This is a genomic window from Pedobacter sp. KBS0701 (genome assembly GCF_005938645.2).
Taxonomy (GTDB): Bacteria; Bacteroidota; Bacteroidia; order Sphingobacteriales; family Sphingobacteriaceae; genus Pedobacter.
The window spans coordinates 2,891,228-2,913,433 of sequence record NZ_CP042171.1 but is presented as its reverse complement, the minus strand read 5'-3'; the positions used below and the strand labels follow the sequence as shown (position 1 = coordinate 2,913,433).

Below are 22,206 nucleotides of genomic sequence, written 5' to 3'. Positions count from 1 at the left end.
GCAACGGAATGGAGAAATCTGTAAAGTAAAAAATAAAGAAGCTTGAAGTTGAATTCTTCTGTGTTTTCAGTGAATCTGTGGCAAAATCTAAAAAAAGGTTCGTGGAGACACGAACCTTGGCTTATCAGTAGTTTAAAATACTTTACGCATCGTTAAGTGTTTTTTGCCAAAAGTTGCGCCGGTAGCTTTATGGATAGCGATCATTTGTTCATTAAAATCACCTACCCAGCTCAATTCGAGTTCTTTATATTGGTTTTTAGGCAACACATATTCACCTAAGCGGATAAAAAGTACCGATTCTAAACCGTGCTTTTGAAATTTAGGTTTAGTACCCATTACAATGGCCCGCATACGTGTAACGCCCACCCAGCGACGGTAAGCAAATTTTAATTTTTCAATTAAACCCAATTTACCATTAAAACCTTTAATCATCTGGTTGGCATCCGGAATCAATACCACAAAAGATGCTGGTTCGCCATTAAAGTATGCAAACTGGATCAAATGCTCATCCATAATCGGCTCCATACTTTTGAAACTTTCTTCCAGGGTTTCCTTTTTAATAGGAACAAAATTTTCAAAATCCTGCCAGCCGTCGTTATAAATTTCCATCAAATCGTTAATATATTTGCTGGAATTGGCCTTGCTGAAATACTCGAAAGTATAACCCGGTTTATTTCTTACCCAGTTGGCAATTTTGGTAAAACGTTCAGGGAAAGGAATGGTAAGATTGATGTGATTGGTTAACTGTTCGTATTCGGTAGCAAAACCATATTTTTCGAAAAACTTTTGATAATAGGGGAAATTATAGTTCATGCCGAATGATGGCGGAGTGAAGCCTTCAACCAGCAGGCCCCAGAAGCTATCATTTTCGCCAAAATTAATCGGACCGTCCATGGCTTTCATGCCATTTTCAGTTAACCAGTTTTTGGCTGTATCGAATAAAAGAAAGGCAGCTTTTTCATCATCAATGCATTCAAAGAAACCCATTCCGCCCGTTGGCTGGTCATAGTGGTATGCTTTTTTTTCATTGATAAAGGCTGCTACACGGCCAATCAGTTTTCCGTTATTGTCTTTTAAAACCCAACGTGTACATTTTCCATGCGCAAAAAAAGTGTTTTTTTCAGGATTAAAAACATTTTCAACTTCACTATCCAACGGACAGATCCAGTTTTTATCGTTTTTATATAGAATTTTGGGCGTATCTAGAAAGTCTTTTTTTAATGATAAATTGCTTACGGATATAACTTGCATGGGCAGATTTTAAAATTAAAAAGCATCCTACCAAGCGGGCGGATGCTTTTTCAAATATATATATATTAAATATTAATAATCGTCGTCGTCATCGTCGAAATTATCGAAATTATCAAGATCATCTAATGGCATATCAAAATCATCATCGTCATCATCTTGAGGCTTCTTTTTGGTTGTTTGAATATCGTCATCTTCAAGATCATCATCTTCATCTACCTGTTTCTTGGTAGTTGGCTTAGTTGGTAGTTTCTTTGGCGCTTTCATAACACAAAAATAAAAATTGCTTTTATAGTTTAAAAATACAAAAAAACTTTTTTTAATAACAACCTGTGAATAAATAAATTAATTTATTTATTCCACATTTTCTCCCACAGTATTTTCCTCTTTAACGATATCTTTTAACTGCGGAAGTTGGTTTAGGTTATTTAAACCAAAATAATCCATAAATAATGTACTGGTGCTGTAAAGGATGGGCCTGCCAGGAGTTTCTGCTTTTCCATCGATACTGATCAGCTCTTTTTCCAGCAGGCGTTGTACTGAATAATCCGAATTTACCCCTCTGATCTGTTCAATTTCAAGTTTCGTAATGGGTTGGCGATAAGCAATAATGGCCAGTGTTTCCATGGCAGCCTGACTAAGTTTTTTCTTCGAGCGATGTAACTGCAGTTGGTTAACGGTTTCGTGGTAATCTTTTTTGGTGAGAAACTGATAACCGTTGTTTAAAAATACCAGTTCGATGGCGAAATCATCGTGACTATATTTTCCCTCAATCTGTTCTATGCTTTCGAATACCTGTGCTTCGGTAAATTCTTCATTGAAAACTGCATTTAGGGCAAGTATAATTTCTTGTGTACCTATGCTTTGGCTGGAAGAAAATACAAGGGCTTCGATGTGCCTGGTGATGGTGTGGTTGGGCATATACAAAAATAGAATTTTTGGGCATAAAAAAAGCGGTCTCGCTTTTAAAAACAAGACCGCTTTCAACACACAAATGAAACCTGAATTAAGATATAGTTTTAGGTTAGGTTATTAAATATCTATATCAATTCTATAAGAACGTCTTTGATAAACACTATCGTTTATTTCTAAGACAAGTTTAAGGCTAAACAAGGTTCGATTCAGATTCTATTTAGTGAGTGGTATTAATAATTGAGTAAACGGTAAATTTTCTATTTTAGTGGTATAGAAATAGATACTATTGTACCATTTGTAGTATTTTGCTTCACATTTAAATGTATAGGTTTTGCTCCAATCTGACCTAAAAGGTGCAATCTTTCTTTGGTTAACTGCATACCTTTACTAATATGTGTTTCCTTTTTATCCCGTAAAGAGTTATCTATTCCAATCCCATCATCAATAATTTCAATATTTAGATAGAATTCATCCATCAGTTTAATATTGATCTGGATTTCGCCACCAGTTTCTTTTGGCATAATGCCATGCCATATCGCATTTTCTACATAAGGCTGTAACAGCATAGAGGGGATAAAGGTTTCTTCCCGGTCGATGTCTTCGTCGATATTAAAAATATATTCCAGTTTATCCCCAAAACGGTTTTTCTCCAGTTTGAGATAAAGATTTAAGTATTCTAGTTCTTCTTCTAACGAAATATAACTTTTTGTACAGATTTCGAGGTTTTTTCTGATCAAGCGGGCAAACCCCGTTAAAACTTTATTTGCAGAGGCTGTATTTTGCGTATTAATATAATGCTGGATGGAATTCATTACGTTAAATACGAAATGCGGATTCATCATGGCTTGTAAAGCCTGCTGCTCAAGCATTAATACTTTATTTTTGAGTAGTAATTGTTCCTGCTCTTTATCTTTTTGTTTACGGGTGATGTAAACGGCTACTTTATAAAAGATATATGCTACCAGCAATATTAAAATAGATAAAAACCATAAGCTTTGCCAGAAATGTTTTTTAATGGTGAAAGATATTTTTGCCGATTCGCCCCAGTTGCCATTCTGACTTTTGGCACTCACCTCAAAAACATAATCGCCGGATTGTAATGAAGAGAAATCCAGCCGTCTGGTCCTTGTTTCTATCCATGGCGAATTTTCATTTAAACGGTAACGGTAGGTAATATCGCTGGTGGTAAAATCAACTGCACTAAAAGTAAATAAAATGGTATTATTGCCGGTTTCGAAAGTGAAATTGCCCTGATCGACTGGTAAACGTTCGTTATCTTTAATGATAGAGGTAACATAAACTTTAGGTAGGTTTTTAATGATATTTTTGTTGTTGTATTTGAATAAAATCAAACCTTTGTTGGTGGCGAAATATGCTGTACTGTCGTCGATAAATAAACTGTTGATATCGTCGCTCAACAGGTCTTTGCCATAATCGAAATTTGCAACATTGGGCTGGTTAGGATAATCCGCTATTTTGTTGACGCCTTTATTTGTTAGCACCCATATTTCGTTGTTTTTTACAAATATTTTGGTGCATACATTATTAGTTAAACCATCTTTTTGTGTAATCTGTCTGGTAATCTGGTTGTTCTTATAAAAAATTAAACCATAACCATCAGTAGCCAAAATCAATGTGCCATCAGGGAGTTGCTGAATGTCGTTTATCCTTTTGGTAAGTAAGGGATGATTTTCGTAGTGTTTAATTAGTTTGCCTCTGGAAAATTGAGAAAGTCCATTAATATTCGAAAACCATAAACTGCCTTCGCGATCGTAAAAAACATGGTAAGATCTATCTTTAAAAAAATCTTCTTTTTCGCGGTATTTAGCCGCGTTAAATTCGAATTTATTTCTTCTGTCCGATAAGAAAACAACGCCTGATGATAGGGCCAGCGCAAGATGATTGTTGTTTTCCCCCACGCTAAAGTGTTTAATTACGAACATTGAGTTATTCGATTCCTTTAAATAGCTTACTTCATTACTGTTGTTGTAGATATTTTTGAAAACACCCATTCCATAATCGGATGCAAAATATATAGATTGGTCTTTTGGGTCGAAAGTAATCTGTTTAATCGTTTTGTATTTCTTAAAATCGTCTAACCCGATTTCATCAACCTGATAATTGTTGATGGTTAGTACGTCGATTACAGCATCATCGGTGCCCAGCCACAAGCGGTTTTTTCCATCTTTGGTAATGCTTTTGATTACATTACTGCTGAGACCAGATTCTGCATCAATAATCGATAACCGGTTATTCGCATTAGGAAGCATGTAAATTCCCTGATTGGTAGCAAACCATATATTTTGATTATTATCTTTAATCACCTGGTTTACGGCAATATCTTGAAGATATTGAACAGTTTTTCCGTTTTTATCAAGGGCAAAAGCACCGTTGGCATTTGATAGCCAAACCTCCTTATTGGCAACATCGTAATAGAAATAGCCCGACATGTTTTTGATCAGGTTCTGTGGAATGGGGATGAGATCGTTGATGCTTCCGTGCCTATATTGTTTTAATCCTCCATTATCTAAATAAAATAAAGATCTGTGACTGCTATTTGCAGCAGTCATGTAAGAAAGGGGCTGCACTTTTGACCTGATTATGGAAAAAGTTTTTCCATTAAATTCCTGTACACTTAAGTCGCTGTATGCTAGTATTTTACCTTGCTCATCCTCATGGATAAAGGCATTGATAAACTTATCATTTTGATTTGGAGAAATGTATTTTTTGATGTTTTTTCCATCCCAGCAAACAATCAGGTTGGCATTAGTCCCAAGCCAGATCCGCCCTGATTTATCTACTAAAAAGGAAACAATTACCGTATTAAAGTTTAGCTTTTTTAGCAATTCATCGTTATCCTGGTTGTAAAACTTTCCTTCTTTTAAATAGCTCAACTGGCCGTTCAATGCAAAAAACCATAGCCGTCCCTCTTTATCTTCTTTCATCTGAAGAATCTGCGTATCCGGAAGCCCATCTTCTATGGTGAAATTCTGAAAATTTGTTCCATCAAAACGGCTCAATCCATTATCTGTCGCAATCCAGATAAAACCCTTTTTATCCTGTAAAATGTAATAACAGTTATTGCTGGCTAAACCATTTTTGGAAGTATAATGTGGAAGATAGGTAGTTTGTGCAAGTAGTGTTGCCGGCGTGCTAAATAGAATGATCCCAAATAAAAAAGCAATAAAAGAGCAGCCAAAGTTTAACTTCAGTATTGCCTTTTCAAATAAAACTGTTTTTATGCGTGGTTTAATGATCACTGTTTGCTTTGGTAAATAATTTTATTTTTTCAAAAAAATCGCTTGCCCGTCTTCTCGAAATGTTGATACTTTCGCCGTTTTTAAGGAAAACCTGTAGTCCGTTTTTAGAATTATATTCCTTTAAGTGGTTAAGGTTAATGATGCTTGATTTGTGGATCCTGACAAACTGATCGGTTGGCAGTAGTTCTTCAAACTCCCTTAAAACTTTAGAAACGGTTATTTTTTCATGTTTGTTTAAGTGCACAATAGAATAATTACTATCTGCTTCAATGTAGATAATATCATCAATATCAATCATTTTAAAACCCTGACCATAAGGAAGGGTAAGTTTCTTGATTTCTGATCTCGAACTTAAACTGGAAGCCAGATTATTAATTCTTTCATCATTTTCATTCTGGCTTTTAAATAATTTGATGTGTTGGAAAACTTTGTCTACAGCTATTTTAAGCTCATCAATATCAATTGGCTTTAACAAGTAATCGAGCGCATTTGCCTTTATTGCTTTTAGCGCATATTGATCGTAGGCCGTGGTAAATATAACGGCAGCATTGTGTTTTTGTGCATCAGGAATCAATTCAAAGCCATTGCCTCCAGGCATAGCAATATCCAGAAAAATCAGATCAATGGGATGATGTGCTAAAATGTCTTTTGCCTCGGCAACAGATCTTGCAATGCCGGTAATTTCTACCTGGGGGCAGTTCTGTTGCAACAAAAAAAATAACGATGAGCGGGCAAACTCCTCATCGTCAACAATAATGGCTTTTAATGTAGTCATAGCTATAGGTTGGTGAATGTATTAAAATGGTCTTATAAAAAAAAATGCAAATCGAAAAAACCAGTGTACAAATTGTCACGTATGTATCATCAAACGTATTCAAAACCATTAAACATAGATGACTATGAAAAACAATGAACTAGAAACAAAAAATGAACTTCAGGAAAAAAGTTTGTTTGACAAAACTGTGGGCAGAAGATCTTTTCTTCAGTACGCAGGCGCAGGTGCAGCCGGTATTGCTTTAGTAGCTGCTGGTTGTAAAAAAGATCGCGGTTATGAAAATCCAACAATGAACGGAGGTGTTACATTGGATTTTAAAAATGATATAGGTGTATTGAATTATGCTTATGCCCTGGAGCAATTAGAAGCTGCATTTTATATTCAGGTGGCTAATAGTAACACCCAATTCACAGGGTCCAATGCTGCTGCAAAAAAAGCATATTTTCAGGATATTCAGTTTCACGAGATTGCACACAGAGAGTTTTTTAAAGCAGCCCTAACCACATCTGCAATCGGCAGTTTGCAGGTAGATTTCTCATCAATTGATTTTACCAGCGAAGCAAGCGTTCTAGGTGCCGCTATGGCTTTCGAAGATTTAGGTGTTGCTGCTTATAATGGTGCCGGACCAAGACTTAAAGATGGCAATTTTTTATTATTAGCAGGTAAAATTGTTTCAGTTGAGGCCCGTCATGCTGCTTATGTTAGAGATCTCATCTCAAACGGATCGTTTGCAGACCTTAATAGTCTTGCTTCATTGGGTGCCAATAATTCAGCGGGATTAGATGCAGCGCTTACCCCCGATAAAGTTTTGGCTGCTGCTCAGAAATACATCAAAACCAAAATTAGTGTAATCAATCTTTAAAACTTTAAATTAGAAATCATGAATATCGTAAATATATTAGAAGAAATTGAAAAAGTTGATGGTGAGGTTTATGAGCGTTTAAACCCAAGAAGGGCCGCGATGAAAAGCTTTTTCAACATTGGAAAGAAAATTTCATTAGCAGCAATGCCGCTGGCTTTAGGTTCAATGTTTCAGAAAGCGTACGGACAATCTACACTACCATCAGCGGTTGTTGATGTATTAAATTTTGCATTGTCATTAGAATATTTAGAATACCATTTTTATAATCACTGTATTGTAGGTAAAACTCCAGGATCATCGGTAACCGATGTTACTTTTAATTTTCCTAATGCAGCCAGCCAGGCAGCCATTACTACCATCCGTGATCATGAAAAAGCGCACGTTGATTTATTGATAGGAGCTTTGGGAAGTTCGGCTCGCGCGCCTATCGCTTATGCAGATACTGATTTTAGAGCAGGCGGAACATTTTCTACCGTATATTCTGATTATGGTACTTTTTTAGCTGTAGCACAAGGTTTTGAAGACACTGGAGTTAGGGCTTACAAAGGTCAGGCAGGAAATTTATTGGTTAGTCCAGGTATATTGCAAACCGCTTTACAGATCCATTCGGTTGAGGCACGCCATGCTTCACATATCCGTCAAATGCGCACAGCAGCTGGTACTGCAGTATATAAACCATGGGTTAGCCTTGGTGCTTCAGGGCAGGCAAATGATTCTGGAGTTCCACAGGTAGATGCTGTTTATGCTGGTGAAGATTTAACTGTACAAGCTGGTGCAAATATTGTAGGAATTGGAAGTAATGCAGGTATTACAAAAGCTATTGCAGTAGAAAGTTTTGATGAGCCTTTAGATAAAGCAAGTGTAGTTACCATTGCCAACTTATTCTTAAGGGACGGTAAAAAGTTATAGTTGATAAGCCAACATATTAACATTATTAAATAGGTAATGTTTAGTTTAAGGTAGGGAGGTAGAACTTGGTTTTACTTCCCTTTTTTGATCACGATTTATAGGATTGATGAGTAGAAAAATACATCTTCCCTCATCCATCCCACATCTTCCATTTTACATACCTTAATACGTAATCACCTGTTCTTCTAAATGCTCAGGTAGATCTCTATAGTTATATTTTTGTCCGCGTAACTGAGGTTCAAAACCTGCAGCTTTAATTGATTGCTGGATACCATTTGCTGTAAAACGGTGAGGTGCACCAGCGGCAGATACTACGTTTTCCTCAATCATGATCGATCCAAAATCGTTTGCACCTGCATGAAGGCAAAGTTGAGCAGTTGTTTTTCCAACGGTTAACCAGCTCGCCTGGATATTTTTGATATTTGGCAACATGATGCGGCTCAAGGCAATCATACGAATATATTCATCGGCAGTTACGGTGTTGCTGATGCCGCGGAGTCTTTTTAATAAAGTACCATCGTCCTGGAAAGGCCATGGAATAAAGGCCAAAAATCCATTAGCATTTGCTGGTTTCTCGCTTTGTACCTGACGGATCCATACGAGGTGTTCAAAACGTTCTTCTATGGTTTCTACATGGCCGAACATCATGGTTGCAGAGGTAGTGATATCTAATTGGTGACAGGCGCGCATCACATCAAGCCATTCTTGTCCGCCGCATTTACCTTTAGAGATTAAACGCCTTACACGGTCGTTTAAAATTTCGGCACCAGCACCGGGTAAAGAATCCATTCCAGCTTCTTTTAGTACTTTTAATACTTCAGTGTGCGTCATGCCTTCTAACTTGGCTACATGGGCAATTTCCGGCGGACCTAAAGCGTGAAGTTTTAGATCAGGATATAATTCCTTTAATTTTTTGAACAGATCGGCATAAAAGGCCAGACCCAAATCGGGGTGGTGGCCACCTTGCAATAACAATTGATCGCCTCCCAGACGGAAAGTTTCTTCAATCTTAACTTTGTAGGTCTCAATGTCGGTAATATAACTTTCATCATGACCGGGCCTGCGAAAGAAATTACAGAATTTACAATTTGCAATACAAACGTTGGTGGTGTTTACATTGCGGTCGATCTGCCAAGTTACTTTACCACTGGGTACTTGAATTTTTCTTAACTCATTGGCCACAAACATCAAAGATGCTGTATCGGCATGATGGTATAGATATACGCCTTCTTCTTGAGAGAGGAACTCGAAATTTAAGGCACGTTTTAATAATTCTGCAGTTTGCATATACAAATGTAAATAAAAGTGGGCTTTTGGATGTTGAAAGTTGTAACAAAACTTTAATTTAACAATCTGCCAACAATTGATTTGTATATAAGTTGGTACATTTTAATTATATTCGAAATAAGCATAACAATTATGAAACATTTAGATAGAATTACCCTAAACCCTGATCAAATGGGTGGCAAACCTTGCATCCGCGGATTAAGGGTAACAGTTGGTACCATTATAGGATTATATGCTTCAGGTTTATCAGCTGTAGAAATTATAAATCAATATCCTTATCTTGAAGAGGAAGATCTTCTTCAGGCGCTATCTTATGCTTCCTGGCGTTCAGAAGAAATCGAAGTTCCTGTTGCGGTTTGAAAATATTGATTGATATGAATCTGTCGCCGGAATGGGAACAGGTTTTTGATAAACATAACATACAAGCTATACATTGGACAAAAATTGGTGCTTTTAATGCGCCAGATATAATCTTAATGAATTGGGCCAGAGAAAATGGCTATATTGTTTTACACAAGATTTAGATTTTGGTACTGCACTGGCACTCTCTAAAGCCGAATCCCCAAGTGTAATTCAGGTTCGTACGCAGAATGTTACTGTTATACACCTTGAATCTTTAATTATTCCTATATTCAAAAAGTATAATGATGTTTTGAAAAAAGGTGCGCTAATTATTATTGATGAACAAAAAGAGCGTGTTCGGATCTTGCCGCTTTAAACATTGCAATCAGTAATATTATCTTCTGGTTTTTTCTATTTAGACTCTTTTTTATTATGTATTCTAATTTACATATCTGATTCTAACCTAAAACAATATCTTTACGGTTCTAAAATTAGATATGGTAGATTTTAATCGTTTTACACTGGCCAATGGGTTAAAGGTCCTAGTACATGAAGATGCTACAACCCCGATGGCAGTTTTAAATATTTTATATGATGTGGGTGCCCGCGATGAGGACCCGAACAAAACCGGTTTTGCACATTTATTTGAACATTTAATGTTCGGTGGGTCGGTTAATATTCCAAGTTACGATGAGCCTTTGCAAAGGGTAGGAGGTGAAAACAACGCGTTTACGAGTAATGATATTACCAATTATTACATTACCCTTCCGGCCGAGAACATCGAAACTGCATTTTGGCTGGAAAGCGACCGGATGTTAAGTTTAGCTTTTTCTGAAAAAAGTTTAGATACGCAAAGGAATGTAGTAAGCGAGGAATTTAAGCAACGGTACCTTAACCAACCTTATGGCGATGTATGGTTAAAATTGCGCCCCCTGGCCTATAAAAAGCATTCTTATCGCTGGGCAACGATCGGTAAAGAGCTTTCGCACATCGAAAATGCCACCATGGATGATGTAAAAGCATTTTTCAAAAAACATTATACGCCACAAAATGCAATTTTGGTTGTTGGCGGAAATGTGAAAACCGAAGATGTAAAAAAACTGGCCGAAAAATGGTTTGAGCCGATTCCTGCTGGTGAGAAATATGTACGCGATTTGGTTCAGGAAGAGCCACAGACTCAAGCCAGAGCAGAAACCGTGAAGGCAAATGTACCGCTTAACGCGATTTATATGGCTTTTAAAATGCCAGGACGTTTAAATCAGGACTATTACGCTTTTGATTTGCTATCTGATATTTTATCGCGTGGACAATCTTCTCGTTTATACAATAGTTTGTTAAAAGAACAACAGCTTTTTAGTGATATCAACGCTTATATTTCAAGTAGTTTAGATCCAGGTTTGTTTATTGTTGAAGGTAAACTGGTTGAAGGTGTTACAATTGAAACAGCCGAAAAGGCAATCTGGGTAGAACTGGATAAACTTAAGGCAGAACTTGTTTCGGATGCGGAATTAACCAAAGTAAAAAACAAGGTAGAATCGGTACTTGTTTTTTCGGAAATGAGCCTTTTGGATAAAGCAATGAACCTGGCCTATTATGAATTATTGGGCGATGCCGCTTTATTGAACCAGGAAACCGAAGCATTTTTAAAAGTTACAGCAAACGATATTCAACGTATTTCAAAGGAAACTTTTAGTCAAACTTCATGCTCAACTTTATACTATTTAACTGAAGAAAATGCTTAACAGACAACAGGCGCCTGATTTTAAGCAGGTATCAACTATAAATTTTATCCAGCCTGAAAAAAAAGCACTGGATAATGGAGTTCCCGTTTTTACTATTTATTCCGGAGAACAGGATTTAGTGCGCATCGAATTTATTTTCGAAAACGTAAACTGGAAACTTGAAAAACCATTACAGGCCATTGCAGTAAGTGCTTTGATCAACAATGGGACGAATAAATTAACTTCAAAGGAAATAGCGGAGCAGATTGATTTTTATGGGGCGTTTTTTCAAACGGAATACGTTCAGGACCAATCATCAGTTACACTTTATACATTAAATAAACATCTAAAGTCGGTTTTACCGATTGTAAAAGATGTTTTATCAGAAAGTCAGTTTCCACAGCAGGAACTTGATATTTACATCCAAAATCAGAAACAAAAACTACAGGTAAACCTCAAGAAAAACGATATACTGGCGAGAAAAGAGTTTGCACACGCTTTATTTGGTGATACCGCTTATGGTGTAAATATACAGGCTGAACATTATGATGCATTAAAACGTGAAGACCTGATCGAATATTTTAAAGCAGCTTATGCCCCAAACAATTGCACCATTATTGTTTCCGGAAAGTTTGATGAGGCAAGTTTTAATCTGCTTAACGATACCTTTGGCAAAGGTTGGGAAAAGAGTGATGCGGTAAAAAACAGTTTTGATTTTGCTGCAACTGCAAAACAGAATATTTACACCGAAAAACCAGAAGCTTTACAATCTGCTATCAGGATTGGTCAGCTGGCCATTAACCGTAAACATAAAGATTTTTCGGGACTACAGATTTTAAACACCGTTTTAGGCGGCTATTTTGGTTCGCGTTTGATGAACAATATCCGTGAGGATAAAGGTTATACTTATGGCATTGGCTCCGGCATTTCTTCATTGCAGCAAGCTGGTTATCTGTTTATTTCGACAGAAGTAGGTGCAGATGTTTGCGCTGCGGCTTTAACCGAAATTTACAAAGAAATAGAGCTTTTAAAAAATGAACTGATAGGGGAAGAGGAGTTGAGCCTGGTTCGTAATTATATGTTGGGTTCGATGTTGGGTAGTTTAGAAAATGTGTTTTCGCACGCCGATAAATTCAAGAATATTTATTTTTCGGGACTGGATTACGATTATTATACCAGGTACATCGAAAAAGTGAAGACCGTTAGCGCCGAAGAGTTGTTGGCTTTAGCTAATAAATACCTTAATACAGAGAACTTCACTGAAGTAGTGATTGGTAAGAAGTAAGTGTAAATTAAGTCTTTAGAGATCGTCATTTCGAGCGGAGTATAACGAAGTCGAGAAATCTATCTAAATAGATCTCTCCATTCCACTGCGTTCCAGTCGAGATGACGATTTTTTAAATTTACCTATATTGACATAAATATGCCGTTTGTACAGTCATTTTTACTTTGAAAGATGAATTTGCAGGAACTTCGAATTTACTTCCTGCTTTAAAACTTTGCCATTCTATTGCTTCAGGAAGTAAGGCTTCTAATTCGCCCTCCATAACATGCATAATTTCTTTTTGAGCAGTACCAAAGGTATATTCTCCCGGATTGATAATGCCAACGGTCGATTTTCCATCGGTGGTTTCATAACCCAAGGATTTTACATTGCCATCAAAATATTGGTTTTCGGTAATCATAATTTATAATTTGAGTTTTTGCTAAAATCATTTCTTGTATATTTTAGCAATGTGTTGTCTTTTTGATTTACTCAATAATAAAACATTTATTCTGATTATTGTTCGGTAAAAGTTATAACATTCCTTTAATAAGTTATCATAGTTTAATTAGAATAATTTTTTACCAATTGTCAGCCAAGCTCAATATTTAAGCATTTTTATTTTTACGCTTTTATTTTCATTCAATTTTCGTATCTTTGCCTGGCAAATAATAAATCCTAATTTATTTGCTATGCAACTCGATTCCACTAAATTTATTGCCACAGGTTTAACGTACGATGATGTACTATTAGTACCCGCATATTCCGAAATTCTGCCGCGTGAAGTAAATACATCAACATTTTTAACAAAAAAAATCAAACTTAATGTTCCATTGATTTCTGCCGCAATGGATACCGTAACAGAGGCTGAGCTTGCCATTGCAATTGCACAAAATGGTGGTATCGGGATGTTGCACAAAAACATGACTATAGACAGACAAGCTGCTGAGGTACGTAAAGTAAAACGCTCTGAAAGCGGTATGATCCAGGATCCGGTTACTTTATTGGAAACGGCTGTTGTTGCTGATGCTTTCAAAATTATGAAAGAGCACAGGATTGGTGGTATCCCGGTGGTAAGTAGCGACAATAAATTGGTTGGTATTATTACAAACAGGGATTTACGTTTTCAGAAAGACATGAAGCGGCCGATTTCTGAGGTGATGACAAAAGATAATTTAATTATTGCACCAGAGGGTACTACTTTAGTACAGGCTGAAGAGATTCTTCAGAACCACAAAATCGAGAAACTTCCGGTAGTAAGTAAAGACGGTTACCTAAGCGGTTTAATCACATTTAAAGATATTTCGAAAGTTAAAAATTATCCTGTTGCCTGTAAAGATGAGCGTGGCCGTTTACGTGTAGGTGCTGCTGTTGGCGTAACTGCCGATACCATTGAAAGGGTTGATGCCTTGGTTGCAGCCGGAGTTGATGTAATTACCATCGATACCGCTCACGGTCACTCGAAAGGAGTAGTTGATAAATTAAAAGAAGTAAAAGCTAAATATCCTGATTTACAGGTTATTGTTGGTAATATTGCTACTGGTGCCGCTGCTAAATTCCTGGCTGATGCTGGTGCTGATGCTGTTAAAGTGGGTATTGGTCCAGGTTCTATTTGTACCACCAGGATTATTGCCGGTGTTGGGGTTCCTCAATTATACGCTGTTTACGAATGTGCTAAAGCATTAAAAGGCACTGGTGTACCAGTTATTGCTGATGGTGGTATTAAACATACTGGTGATATTGCTAAGGCGATTGCATCTGGCGCAAGTACCGTAATGGCAGGTTCGTTATTTGCAGGAGTGGAAGAGTCACCAGGTGAAACCATTATCTACGAAGGACGTAAATTTAAATCTTACCGTGGTATGGGATCGATCGAAGCCATGGAGCAAGGTTCTAAAGACCGCTATTTCCAGGATGTTGAAGATGATATCAAAAAGCTGGTTCCTGAAGGTATTGTTGGTCGCGTGCCGTTTAAAGGTACCCTGGCAGAAGTAATGTACCAGTATATTGGTGGTTTACGTGCAAGTATGGGCTACTGTGGAGCAGCCAATATCGAAGCTCTACAAGAAGCACAGTTTGTACAGATTACTGCAGCAGGTATGCGCGAAAGTCATCCACACGATATTACGATTACCAAAGAAGCACCTAATTATACCAGATAGGGTTTAAGGCAGAAGGTAAGAGGGGAGAAGGTTGAAGGTATTTACCCAATCTTTCCAAATAAAAATAAAACGGGGCATCGGTTTACGATAGCCCCGTTTTTATTTGATTCAAACCTCGCAGGTTTTCGGTTATCGGACCTTATAGTTTTTTAAAATCTGCGAGGTCTAAGTCCAATATTATTAAAAATCACAAAATAAAATTTGGCAGTTAATATTTTTTAATATATTTGTCGACTAAATCTATAGGATTTATATAATAATTATGAAAACAATTCAAAAAACGCGCTCGTATTGTTGTTGTAGCCATTCTAAAACATTAATTGGATACTTTCCAACAGGTCATTAATCAACAGCATTTAAACAAACTATCAACATAATCATGAACAAAAGTTTACTTTTCCTCTTCTCATTTTTGCTTTTAGCAGGCATTGCTTTTGCCCAGAGTCCAATAACAGGTATAATAAAAAAGTCTAGTGGTGAGCCGGTACCACGCGCAACCATAAAAGTTAGGGGCACCAATATTACTGTGAGTGCTGATGATAATGGTGCTTTCAAAATTGATGCTAAACAAGAACCGCCATTTTACCTTCAGGTGAGTTCGGTAGGTTATAAACCACAGGATTTTCAGATCTTAAAATACCAGGATACACCAATCGAACTGGTTTTGGTAGAAAGTGCCCTTTTAGATGAAATCGTGGTAACTTCACGCAGACGTTCGGAGGTTTTGCAGGATGTGCCTATTCCAATTACCGTTATCGGTGGCCGTGCTGCAGAAAACGCTGGTGCATTTAATGTTAACCGTTTAAAAGAATTGGTTCCATCGGTACAGTTATATGCCTCCAATGCCAGAAATACAACACTTAACATCCGGGGCTTAGGCTCAACCTTTGGTTTAACCAACGATGGTATCGATCCGGGAGTGGGTTTTTACGTAGATGGCGTGTATCATGCCCGTCCGGCTGCAACCTCTACCGATTTTCTTGATATTGAGCAGATCGAAATCCTTCGCGGCCCACAAGGTACGTTATTTGGTAAAAACACAACTGCCGGTGCATTTAACATTACTACAAGCAAACCAACTTTAACGCCAAGTGCAAAAGTAGAATTGAGTGTGGGTAATTATAATTTTATCCAGGCCAAAACTTCAGTTTCTGGTGCTCTTGCAAAAGATCTTGCTGCAAAAATCTCTATTTCGGGTACGCAGCGTGATGGTACTATATGGAACACCAGGGAAGAGCGCAGATACAGCGGACAAAACAACCTTGGTTTTAAAAGTCAGTTGTATTACACGCCTTCCGATAAATTACAGGTATTGTTAAGTGGCGATGTGAGCATCCAGCATCCTGCAGGTTATCCATTGGTAATTGCAGGTGTAACTACAACTGAAAGAAGTGCTTACCGCCAGTATGCCAGAATTGTATCTGATTTAGGCTATCAACAACCAAAAATCGATCCTTTTTCAAGAGAAATCAATACCAATACCCCCTGGAGGCATAACCAATCGATCGGTGGTATCTCTTTGAACATAGATTATAAAATCGGTAACGGAACGCTTACTTCAACCACTGCCTGGAGATTCTGGAACTGGGATCCTACAAACGACAGGGATTTCTCTGAGCTAGCTGCATTAACTAAATCGCAGGGTACTTCACGTCACGATCAATACTCGCAGGAAATTAGGTATGCAGGAAATATTACCGATAAATTAAGTGGTGTAATTGGTGTGTATCTATTGGGTCAGAATTTAAAAGGACTGGCACAAACAGAAGAAGTGGGTAAAGATCAATGGAGATTTGTGCAAACCAGTAATACCGGTAGCCAGGCCTTATATTCAACCCCTGGCCTGTTAGATGGCTTCGGGATTAAAACAAACTCCACGATTAAATCGATAAGTGCTGCTGTTTTTGCACAGGTAGATTGGGAAGTTTTAAAGAACCTACACGTACTACCAGGATTAAGGTATACTTATGATAAAAAAGATGTTGATTATGATAGGGTAACTTATGGTGGTTTACAAACTACCGATGCTACATTATTGGCACTTAAAGCGGCAGTATATGCCAATCAGCAGTTTACAACCAAGGTAGATAACAACAATTTATCAGGTAACTTTACTGTATCGTACCGTCCAACACATAACTTAAATGTATATGGAACTTTCTCTACTGCTTACAAACCAGTTGGTGTTAACGTAGGAGGTTTGCCAACTACTTCAACAGGAACTGCTGATTTATCAGTAGCTGTGGTAAAACCAGAATATGTTCAGCATTACGAGCTAGGTGCTAAAACAAAACCTTTTAAAGGTGCAATTGTAAATCTTAGTTTATTTAATTCTGATATCAAAGATTACCAGACCAATGTTCAATCGCCACAATTAGGCGTAAATAGGGGCTATTTAGCAAATGCTGAAAAAGTAAGAGTAAAAGGACTGGAAATAGACGGAACTTATCAGTTGGAAAGGTTTTTAACCTTAAATGCTGCTTTGGCTTATCTGGATGGTAAATATGTGAAATTCACCAATGCACCTCTTCCATTAGAAGAAACAGGGCATACCGAACTGGTAAATGGGGTAGCTACCCAGGTTGCGTTTAAAGATGCATCAGGTGGTAGGTTGCCAGGTGTATCAAAATGGAATATTTCTGGTGGTACGGAACTGAGTACTGCAGGTAAGCTGTCTACCAGAGAAGGCAGGTATTTTATTGCCGGTGATGCCAGTTACCGTTCCGAATATTCTTCAAACCCTACACCATCAAGCGTTTTAAATGTTAAAGGTTATGCCTTATTTAATGCAAGGTTAGGTTTCAAATCGGATAAGTTCTCCTTATTTGTTTGGAGCAGAAACATTGCAAATAAAAACTATTACGAGCAGTTACAGGCTGCAGCAGGTAACTCAGGTTTATATGCAGGCGTACTTGGCGATCCAAGGACTTATGGCGCAACCATCCGTTATGCTTTCTAATATTTAAATTAATCTTTTCTCTCTTATATTTGGTTAGAAGGAGTGGTGTAATGCCGCTCCTTTTTTTATACTGGAAAAAAACTTAAATGTCCTCAGGTGGTTTATACTATTTTGAAAAGCAAAGACAGAATTTCATTTTAGCGTCAGTCCTGCTATCCCTCCAAGTCCTCGCTTCGCTCCGGGCTTTCCGTTCTATCAGGTTTATTTAACAAAGTCGGTGGTTCCTGGAAAGATAAATAATGCGATTAACCTCGCTGGTTTCATGAGTAATAAGTCCTGTAACAGCTTTGTGCAGAATTAAAATTTATAGAAAGCCGATAAAATCTTAACTTCGGTAAATTTTAGACTAAATGAATAAGCTTAATTCGGTTTGTGTGTATTGTGGCTCAAACTTTAACGGCGATGTACAATTGCGTCATGCAATAAAACAGTTGGCAGAAACTTTGGTGAAACAGCAGATTAAATTGGTTTACGGTGGTGGTAGTGTTGGTGTGATGGGTGTTTTGGCCAACGATGTACTGGAACTTGGGGGGTTGGTTACCGGTATCATTCCACAGTTTTTAATGGATAAAGAAGTTGGACATAAAGGGGTAACCGAAATGATCGTGACTGAAAATATGCACCAGAGAAAACAGAAAATGGCCGATTTAAGCGATGGATTTGTAATTTTACCCGGCGGTTTTGGAACACTCGAAGAATTTTTTGAAGTGCTTACCTGGTTACAGCTTGGCCTGCACAATAAGCCAATTGGTGTTTTAAACGTAAATGGTTTTTACGATCCGTTATTTGCACAGATGGAAATGATGGTGCAGAGTAAATTTTTGAAACCTGCCAACCGCGATCTTGTTTTTAACGAAGCCAATGCAGAAATTTTAATCAATAAGATGGACGATTTTTCTGCCGTTCCTGATGAAGTTTGGTTTAGGGAAAGGAATTTGAGTTAACTGCGGTATAGCCAGTTGCTCATGGCTGATAGTCAATAGTTCATTGCTGTTGGTCAATAGTTAATAGGCCAGTTGTGGACTATGAGCTATAAGACCATTAACCATCAACCCAAGGCTAAAACGAATACAATCTTAACATATCATCAATAACCCGCCATCCGCAAAACGCCTGGCGCATTAAAAAATATATTAAAAATGCAAATCATCACCTCCCACGCAGAATTTGAACAATACCTTGGCAAGGAATTAGGCGTTTCTTCATGGCACACCATTACACAAGAACAGATCAACAAATTTGCCGATGCTACATTAGACCATCAATGGATCCACGTTGATGAAGAACGGGCACAAAACGAAGGGCCGTTTAAAGCAACGATTGCACATGGTTATTTAACCTTATCTTTAATTCCTTATTTATGGAAAGAAATTGTTGATATCCAGAATCTGAAAATGGAGATCAATTATGGTATTGAAAGTTTAAGGTTTGCACAAGCGGTTACCGTAAATAGTAAAGTAAGGTTAAAAGCTAAATTGGCTTCAATTATTAACTTACGTGGCGTAACAAAGGTAAATATGGCTATCGAAATGGAAATTGAAGACCAGAAAAAACCTGCTTTTAACGGAGAAGTAGTTTTCTTGTACCACTTTATTAGTTAGTTATAATGCTGTAGCATGTAGCTGATTTTTAATGTTATTAATAAAAGTAATTATACTTATGAAAAAGATCAGCACATCGCTTAGTTTAATTTTAGTTAGTCTGTTTATCCTTTCCTGTCAGAAAAAGAAAGTAGAAAATGCAGCGGCCGATTCATTTTTACCCATGCAGATCGGCAATTTATGGTATATGAATGCTCAATCTTATACCGAGATTAAAGACACCGTAAGGATCAACAAAAAACTTTTTTACCAATTTTATTCCCTGGTTGGTGGCGATGCAAGCAGCACGGTTTATCTGCGGATCGATGAACGGAACAGATTAGTGGAAAGTTACCCCGATAGTCCGGCTAAAACCTATATCCGTGCCGATTTTAATGTCAAAATAGGAGAGAGATTCTTTACCACAGGTGAAAAGGATGAAAACGACAATGAAGTAACTGTGGTTCAAAAATCAGATCAGGAAATGACCTTTTCATTCGATCCTATTTATCATCCCAATTTAAAAGGGCATCCATCTGAAGTAAAATATATCAAAGGTAAAGGCTGGGCAGAAAAGTATCAAAAAATAAAGATTGACGGAGTTGTTTATCAAAACTAGCCAAGAGATAGGCGCCCGGCGTTATGCGATTGGCGTTTTTTTAACAACCTCTACATTTTCGCGGTTAAACAAACTCCTTATTAATTACGCTATACCCTCTGTGCCTTTTCTTTGATCTCTGTGGTTAAAATACTTATCGCGCTTTGCGGCTATCCTTCGCGTACTTTGCAGTTATGAAAGCCACGGATACCCTGATATTTCACCTAATCTCAACTCTATGTCCTCTGTTTTTTCTCTGCAAAATCTTTGTGGTAAAAACACTTAGCGCTCTTTGCGACTATCCTTTGCGTACTTTGCGGTTAAAAAAAGCTGCGGATGCCCTGAAAACATGGTGATTTTATTCAATCTCAATGCTATGTCCTCTGTGCCTTTTCTTTGATCTCTGTGGTTAAAATACTTAGCGCACTTTGCGGCTATCTTTTGTGTACTTTGCGGTTAAAATAACTCTTGGTATTAAAAAAACATTGCTATTTGCGGTTAAACCTTCCTGTAGACCAGAAACCGATTTGGTCAATGCTGTTTTTCTAAAATTAAATCTAAATTGCCTCCATGAATATCGAATTCAATAAAAACGAGGATGTCAATAAACAGTTGGTTTACGAACTGAAAACCAAACTCAAAAAGATCCATCTTGGTGGAGGCGAAAAGAATGCCGCTAAGCAAAAAGAAAAAGGTAAGCTGTTGGCCCGTGAAAGGATTGCTTATTTAATCGATAAAGATTCTGACTTTTTGGAGGTCGGTGCCTTTACTGCGGATGGCATGTATGCCGCACAGGGCGGATGTCCATCTGCAGGAGTAGTATGCGGCATAGGTTATGTTAGCGGAAGACAGTGTATGATTGTTGCAAACGATGCTACTGTGAAAGCTGGGGCATGGTTCCCGATGACTGCTAAAAAGAATCTCCGTGCGCAGGAAATCGCCATGGAAAACCGTTTGCCAGTAATTTATTTGGTAGATAGTGCCGGAGTATACCTGCCCATGCAGGATGAGATTTTCCCAGATAAAGAACACTTTGGAAGGATGTTTCGCAATAATGCCATCATGTCGTCTGAAGGAATTGTACAGATTTCGGCCATTATGGGGGCTTGCGTAGCGGGTGGTGCTTATTTGCCCATTATGAGTGATGAAGCTATGATTGTTGATAAAACCGGTTCTGTATTTTTAGCAGGCTCTTATCTTGTAAAATCAGCCATCGGCGAAGAAGTGGATAATGAAACATTGGGTGGGGCAACCACACATTGCGAAATATCAGGTGTTACCGATTATAAACACCCTAACGATCAGGCCTGTTTAGATAGCATTAAAAATATCATGAGCATGCTGGGCGCACCAGAAAATGCCGGTTTCGATCGCATTGCTGCTGTTAAACCGAAAGAAAAAGAAGAAGAACTATATGGCATTTTCCCTGAGAACAGGGATAAACCTTACGAAATGATGGACGTAATTAACCGTTTGGTTGATGGATCCGAATTTGAAGAATATAAAAAAGGTTATGGTCAGAGCATTATCTGCGGTCTGGGCCGTATCGATGGCTGGGCGGTAGGTATTGTGGTTAACCAGCGTAAAGTGGTAAAATCGAAAAAAGGGGAGATGCAGTTTGGTGGTGTAATTTATTCGGATAGTGCCGATAAAGCCTCGCGGTTTATCATGAACTGTAACCAGAAGAAAATTCCACTGGTATTTTTACAGGATGTTACTGGTTTTATGGTGGGTAGCAGATCAGAACATGGTGGCATTATAAAAGATGGTGCAAAAATGGTAAATGCCGTGGCTAATTCTGTTGTACCAAAGTTTACTATTGTTTTGGGCAACTCTTACGGTGCCGGTAATTATGCCATGTGTGGTAAAGCTTACGATCCACGTTTGATTTATGCCTGGCCAACAGCAAAAATTGCCGTAATGGGTGGCTCACAGGCCGCAAAAACATTATTGCAGATTCAACAAGCCTCTTTAAAAGCAAAAGGAGAGGTGATTACGCCTGAAAAAGAAGCTGAGTTATTAAAAGAAATTACCGATAAATACAATAGCCAAACCACGCCTTATTATGCGGCAGCCAGGCTTTGGGTAGATGGGATAATCGATCCTTTGGAAACCAGGAAGGTAATTTCGATGGGGATTGAGGCGGCCAATCAATCGCCGATTACGAAGAAGTTTAATGTAGGTATAATACAAACTTAGTGGCATAAGTGCTGTCAGATGGTAACATCTGACAGATTTATAAATGAGTGTCAGATAGAAATATCTGACACCACGAAGAGTTGTGTGTTTATTTTTTTACCACCTAAGCCACCCGAATACACATG

18 protein-coding genes and 1 pseudogene are annotated in these 22,206 nt (G+C 37.8%); 12 read left to right on the top strand and 7 right to left on the bottom strand.

The window, feature by feature from the left end:
• Positions 1 to 132: 132 nt before the first annotated feature.
• The 5 genes from FFJ24_RS11740 to FFJ24_RS11720 all read right to left on the bottom strand — a co-directional run bounded on the left by FFJ24_RS11740 (position 133) and on the right by FFJ24_RS11720 (position 6,198).
• Complete coding sequence (locus FFJ24_RS11740) at positions 133 to 1,251, bottom strand: GNAT family N-acetyltransferase (protein ID WP_138821677.1); 1,119 nt, start codon at positions 1,249 to 1,251, stop codon at positions 133 to 135.
• A gap of 72 nt (positions 1,252 to 1,323) precedes the next feature.
• Positions 1,324 to 1,515 carry a hypothetical protein gene (locus FFJ24_RS11735; protein ID WP_057935224.1) on the bottom strand — a complete coding sequence of 64 codons (192 nt, stop codon included), beginning with the start codon at positions 1,513 to 1,515 and terminating at the stop codon, positions 1,324 to 1,326.
• Positions 1,516 to 1,602: 87 nt separating this feature from the next.
• A complete protein-coding gene (gene scpB, locus FFJ24_RS11730) occupies positions 1,603 to 2,169 on the bottom strand; it encodes an SMC-Scp complex subunit ScpB (RefSeq protein ID WP_138821676.1) in 567 nt (188 codons plus the stop codon).
• Positions 2,170 to 2,420: 251 nt separating this feature from the next.
• Entirely contained in the window at positions 2,421 to 5,423 is a 3,003-nt protein-coding gene (locus tag FFJ24_RS11725) for a two-component regulator propeller domain-containing protein (protein ID WP_138821675.1), read from the bottom strand.
• Positions 5,413 to 6,198, bottom strand: coding sequence for a LytTR family DNA-binding domain-containing protein (locus FFJ24_RS11720; protein WP_138821674.1), 786 nt, complete (start codon positions 6,196 to 6,198; stop codon positions 5,413 to 5,415). Before FFJ24_RS11720 ends, FFJ24_RS11725 begins: the two co-directional genes overlap by 11 nt.
• 124 nt (positions 6,199 to 6,322) lie before the next feature.
• Here FFJ24_RS11720 and FFJ24_RS11715 point away from each other — a divergent pair, with 124 nt between their 5' ends.
• Together FFJ24_RS11715 and FFJ24_RS11710 are read left to right on the top strand one after the other, a co-directional pair.
• Positions 6,323 to 7,060, top strand: coding sequence for a ferritin-like domain-containing protein (locus FFJ24_RS11715; protein WP_138821673.1), 738 nt, complete (start codon positions 6,323 to 6,325; stop codon positions 7,058 to 7,060).
• Between the two features lie 18 nt (positions 7,061 to 7,078).
• Entirely contained in the window at positions 7,079 to 7,969 is an 891-nt protein-coding gene (locus FFJ24_RS11710; RefSeq protein ID WP_138821672.1) for a ferritin-like domain-containing protein, read from the top strand.
• A gap of 162 nt (positions 7,970 to 8,131) precedes the next feature.
• Here the strand turns inward: FFJ24_RS11710 and FFJ24_RS11705 are convergent, their stop codons facing one another.
• Complete coding sequence (locus FFJ24_RS11705) at positions 8,132 to 9,256, bottom strand: CofH family radical SAM protein (RefSeq protein WP_138821671.1); 1,125 nt, start codon at positions 9,254 to 9,256, stop codon at positions 8,132 to 8,134.
• Positions 9,257 to 9,388: 132 nt separating this feature from the next.
• On the opposite strand from FFJ24_RS11705, the gene FFJ24_RS11700 reads away from it, so the two are divergent.
• The 4 genes and pseudogenes from FFJ24_RS11700 (at position 9,389) to FFJ24_RS11685 (ending at position 12,604) form a co-directional block, all read left to right on the top strand.
• Positions 9,389 to 9,616 carry a DUF433 domain-containing protein gene (locus tag FFJ24_RS11700; RefSeq protein ID WP_138821670.1) on the top strand — a complete coding sequence of 76 codons (228 nt, stop codon included), beginning with the start codon at positions 9,389 to 9,391 and terminating at the stop codon, positions 9,614 to 9,616.
• 14 nt (positions 9,617 to 9,630) lie between these two features.
• Positions 9,631 to 9,974, top strand: a pseudogene (locus FFJ24_RS11695) (DUF5615 family PIN-like protein).
• A gap of 121 nt (positions 9,975 to 10,095) precedes the next feature.
• Entirely contained in the window at positions 10,096 to 11,340 is a 1,245-nt protein-coding gene (locus FFJ24_RS11690) for a pitrilysin family protein (RefSeq protein WP_138821669.1), read from the top strand.
• Positions 11,333 to 12,604 carry a pitrilysin family protein gene (locus tag FFJ24_RS11685; RefSeq protein WP_138821668.1) on the top strand — a complete coding sequence of 424 codons (1,272 nt, stop codon included), beginning with the start codon at positions 11,333 to 11,335 and terminating at the stop codon, positions 12,602 to 12,604. The genes FFJ24_RS11690 and FFJ24_RS11685 overlap by 8 nt, the downstream gene beginning before the upstream one ends.
• A 118-nt stretch (positions 12,605 to 12,722) precedes the next feature.
• Here the strand turns inward: FFJ24_RS11685 and FFJ24_RS11680 are convergent, their stop codons facing one another.
• The gene (locus FFJ24_RS11680) at positions 12,723 to 13,004 is read right to left on the bottom strand and encodes a pyrimidine/purine nucleoside phosphorylase (protein ID WP_138821667.1); all 282 of its coding nucleotides are present in this window, start codon (positions 13,002 to 13,004) and stop codon (positions 12,723 to 12,725) included.
• Positions 13,005 to 13,275: 271 nt separating this feature from the next.
• Here FFJ24_RS11680 and guaB point away from each other — a divergent pair, with 271 nt between their 5' ends.
• The 6 genes from guaB to FFJ24_RS11650 all read left to right on the top strand — a co-directional run bounded on the left by guaB (position 13,276) and on the right by FFJ24_RS11650 (position 22,081).
• Positions 13,276 to 14,745, top strand: a complete 1,470-nt coding sequence (guaB, locus tag FFJ24_RS11675) for an IMP dehydrogenase (protein ID WP_138821666.1) — start codon at positions 13,276 to 13,278, stop codon at positions 14,743 to 14,745.
• 379 nt (positions 14,746 to 15,124) lie between these two features.
• Positions 15,125 to 17,704, top strand: a complete 2,580-nt coding sequence (locus FFJ24_RS11670) for a TonB-dependent receptor (protein WP_138821665.1) — start codon at positions 15,125 to 15,127, stop codon at positions 17,702 to 17,704.
• 350 nt (positions 17,705 to 18,054) lie between these two features.
• Positions 18,055 to 18,648, top strand: coding sequence for a TIGR00730 family Rossman fold protein (locus FFJ24_RS11665; protein WP_138821664.1), 594 nt, complete (start codon positions 18,055 to 18,057; stop codon positions 18,646 to 18,648).
• A 195-nt stretch (positions 18,649 to 18,843) separates the two neighbouring features.
• Positions 18,844 to 19,305: a MaoC family dehydratase gene (locus tag FFJ24_RS11660; RefSeq protein WP_138821663.1), complete on the top strand. Its 462-nt coding sequence runs from the start codon at positions 18,844 to 18,846 to the stop codon at positions 19,303 to 19,305.
• 58 nt (positions 19,306 to 19,363) lie between these two features.
• Entirely contained in the window at positions 19,364 to 19,903 is a 540-nt protein-coding gene (locus tag FFJ24_RS11655) for a hypothetical protein (protein WP_138821662.1), read from the top strand.
• 549 nt (positions 19,904 to 20,452) lie between these two features.
• Complete coding sequence (locus FFJ24_RS11650; protein ID WP_138821661.1) at positions 20,453 to 22,081, top strand: acyl-CoA carboxylase subunit beta; 1,629 nt, start codon at positions 20,453 to 20,455, stop codon at positions 22,079 to 22,081.
• Positions 22,082 to 22,206: the final 125 nt, after the last annotated feature.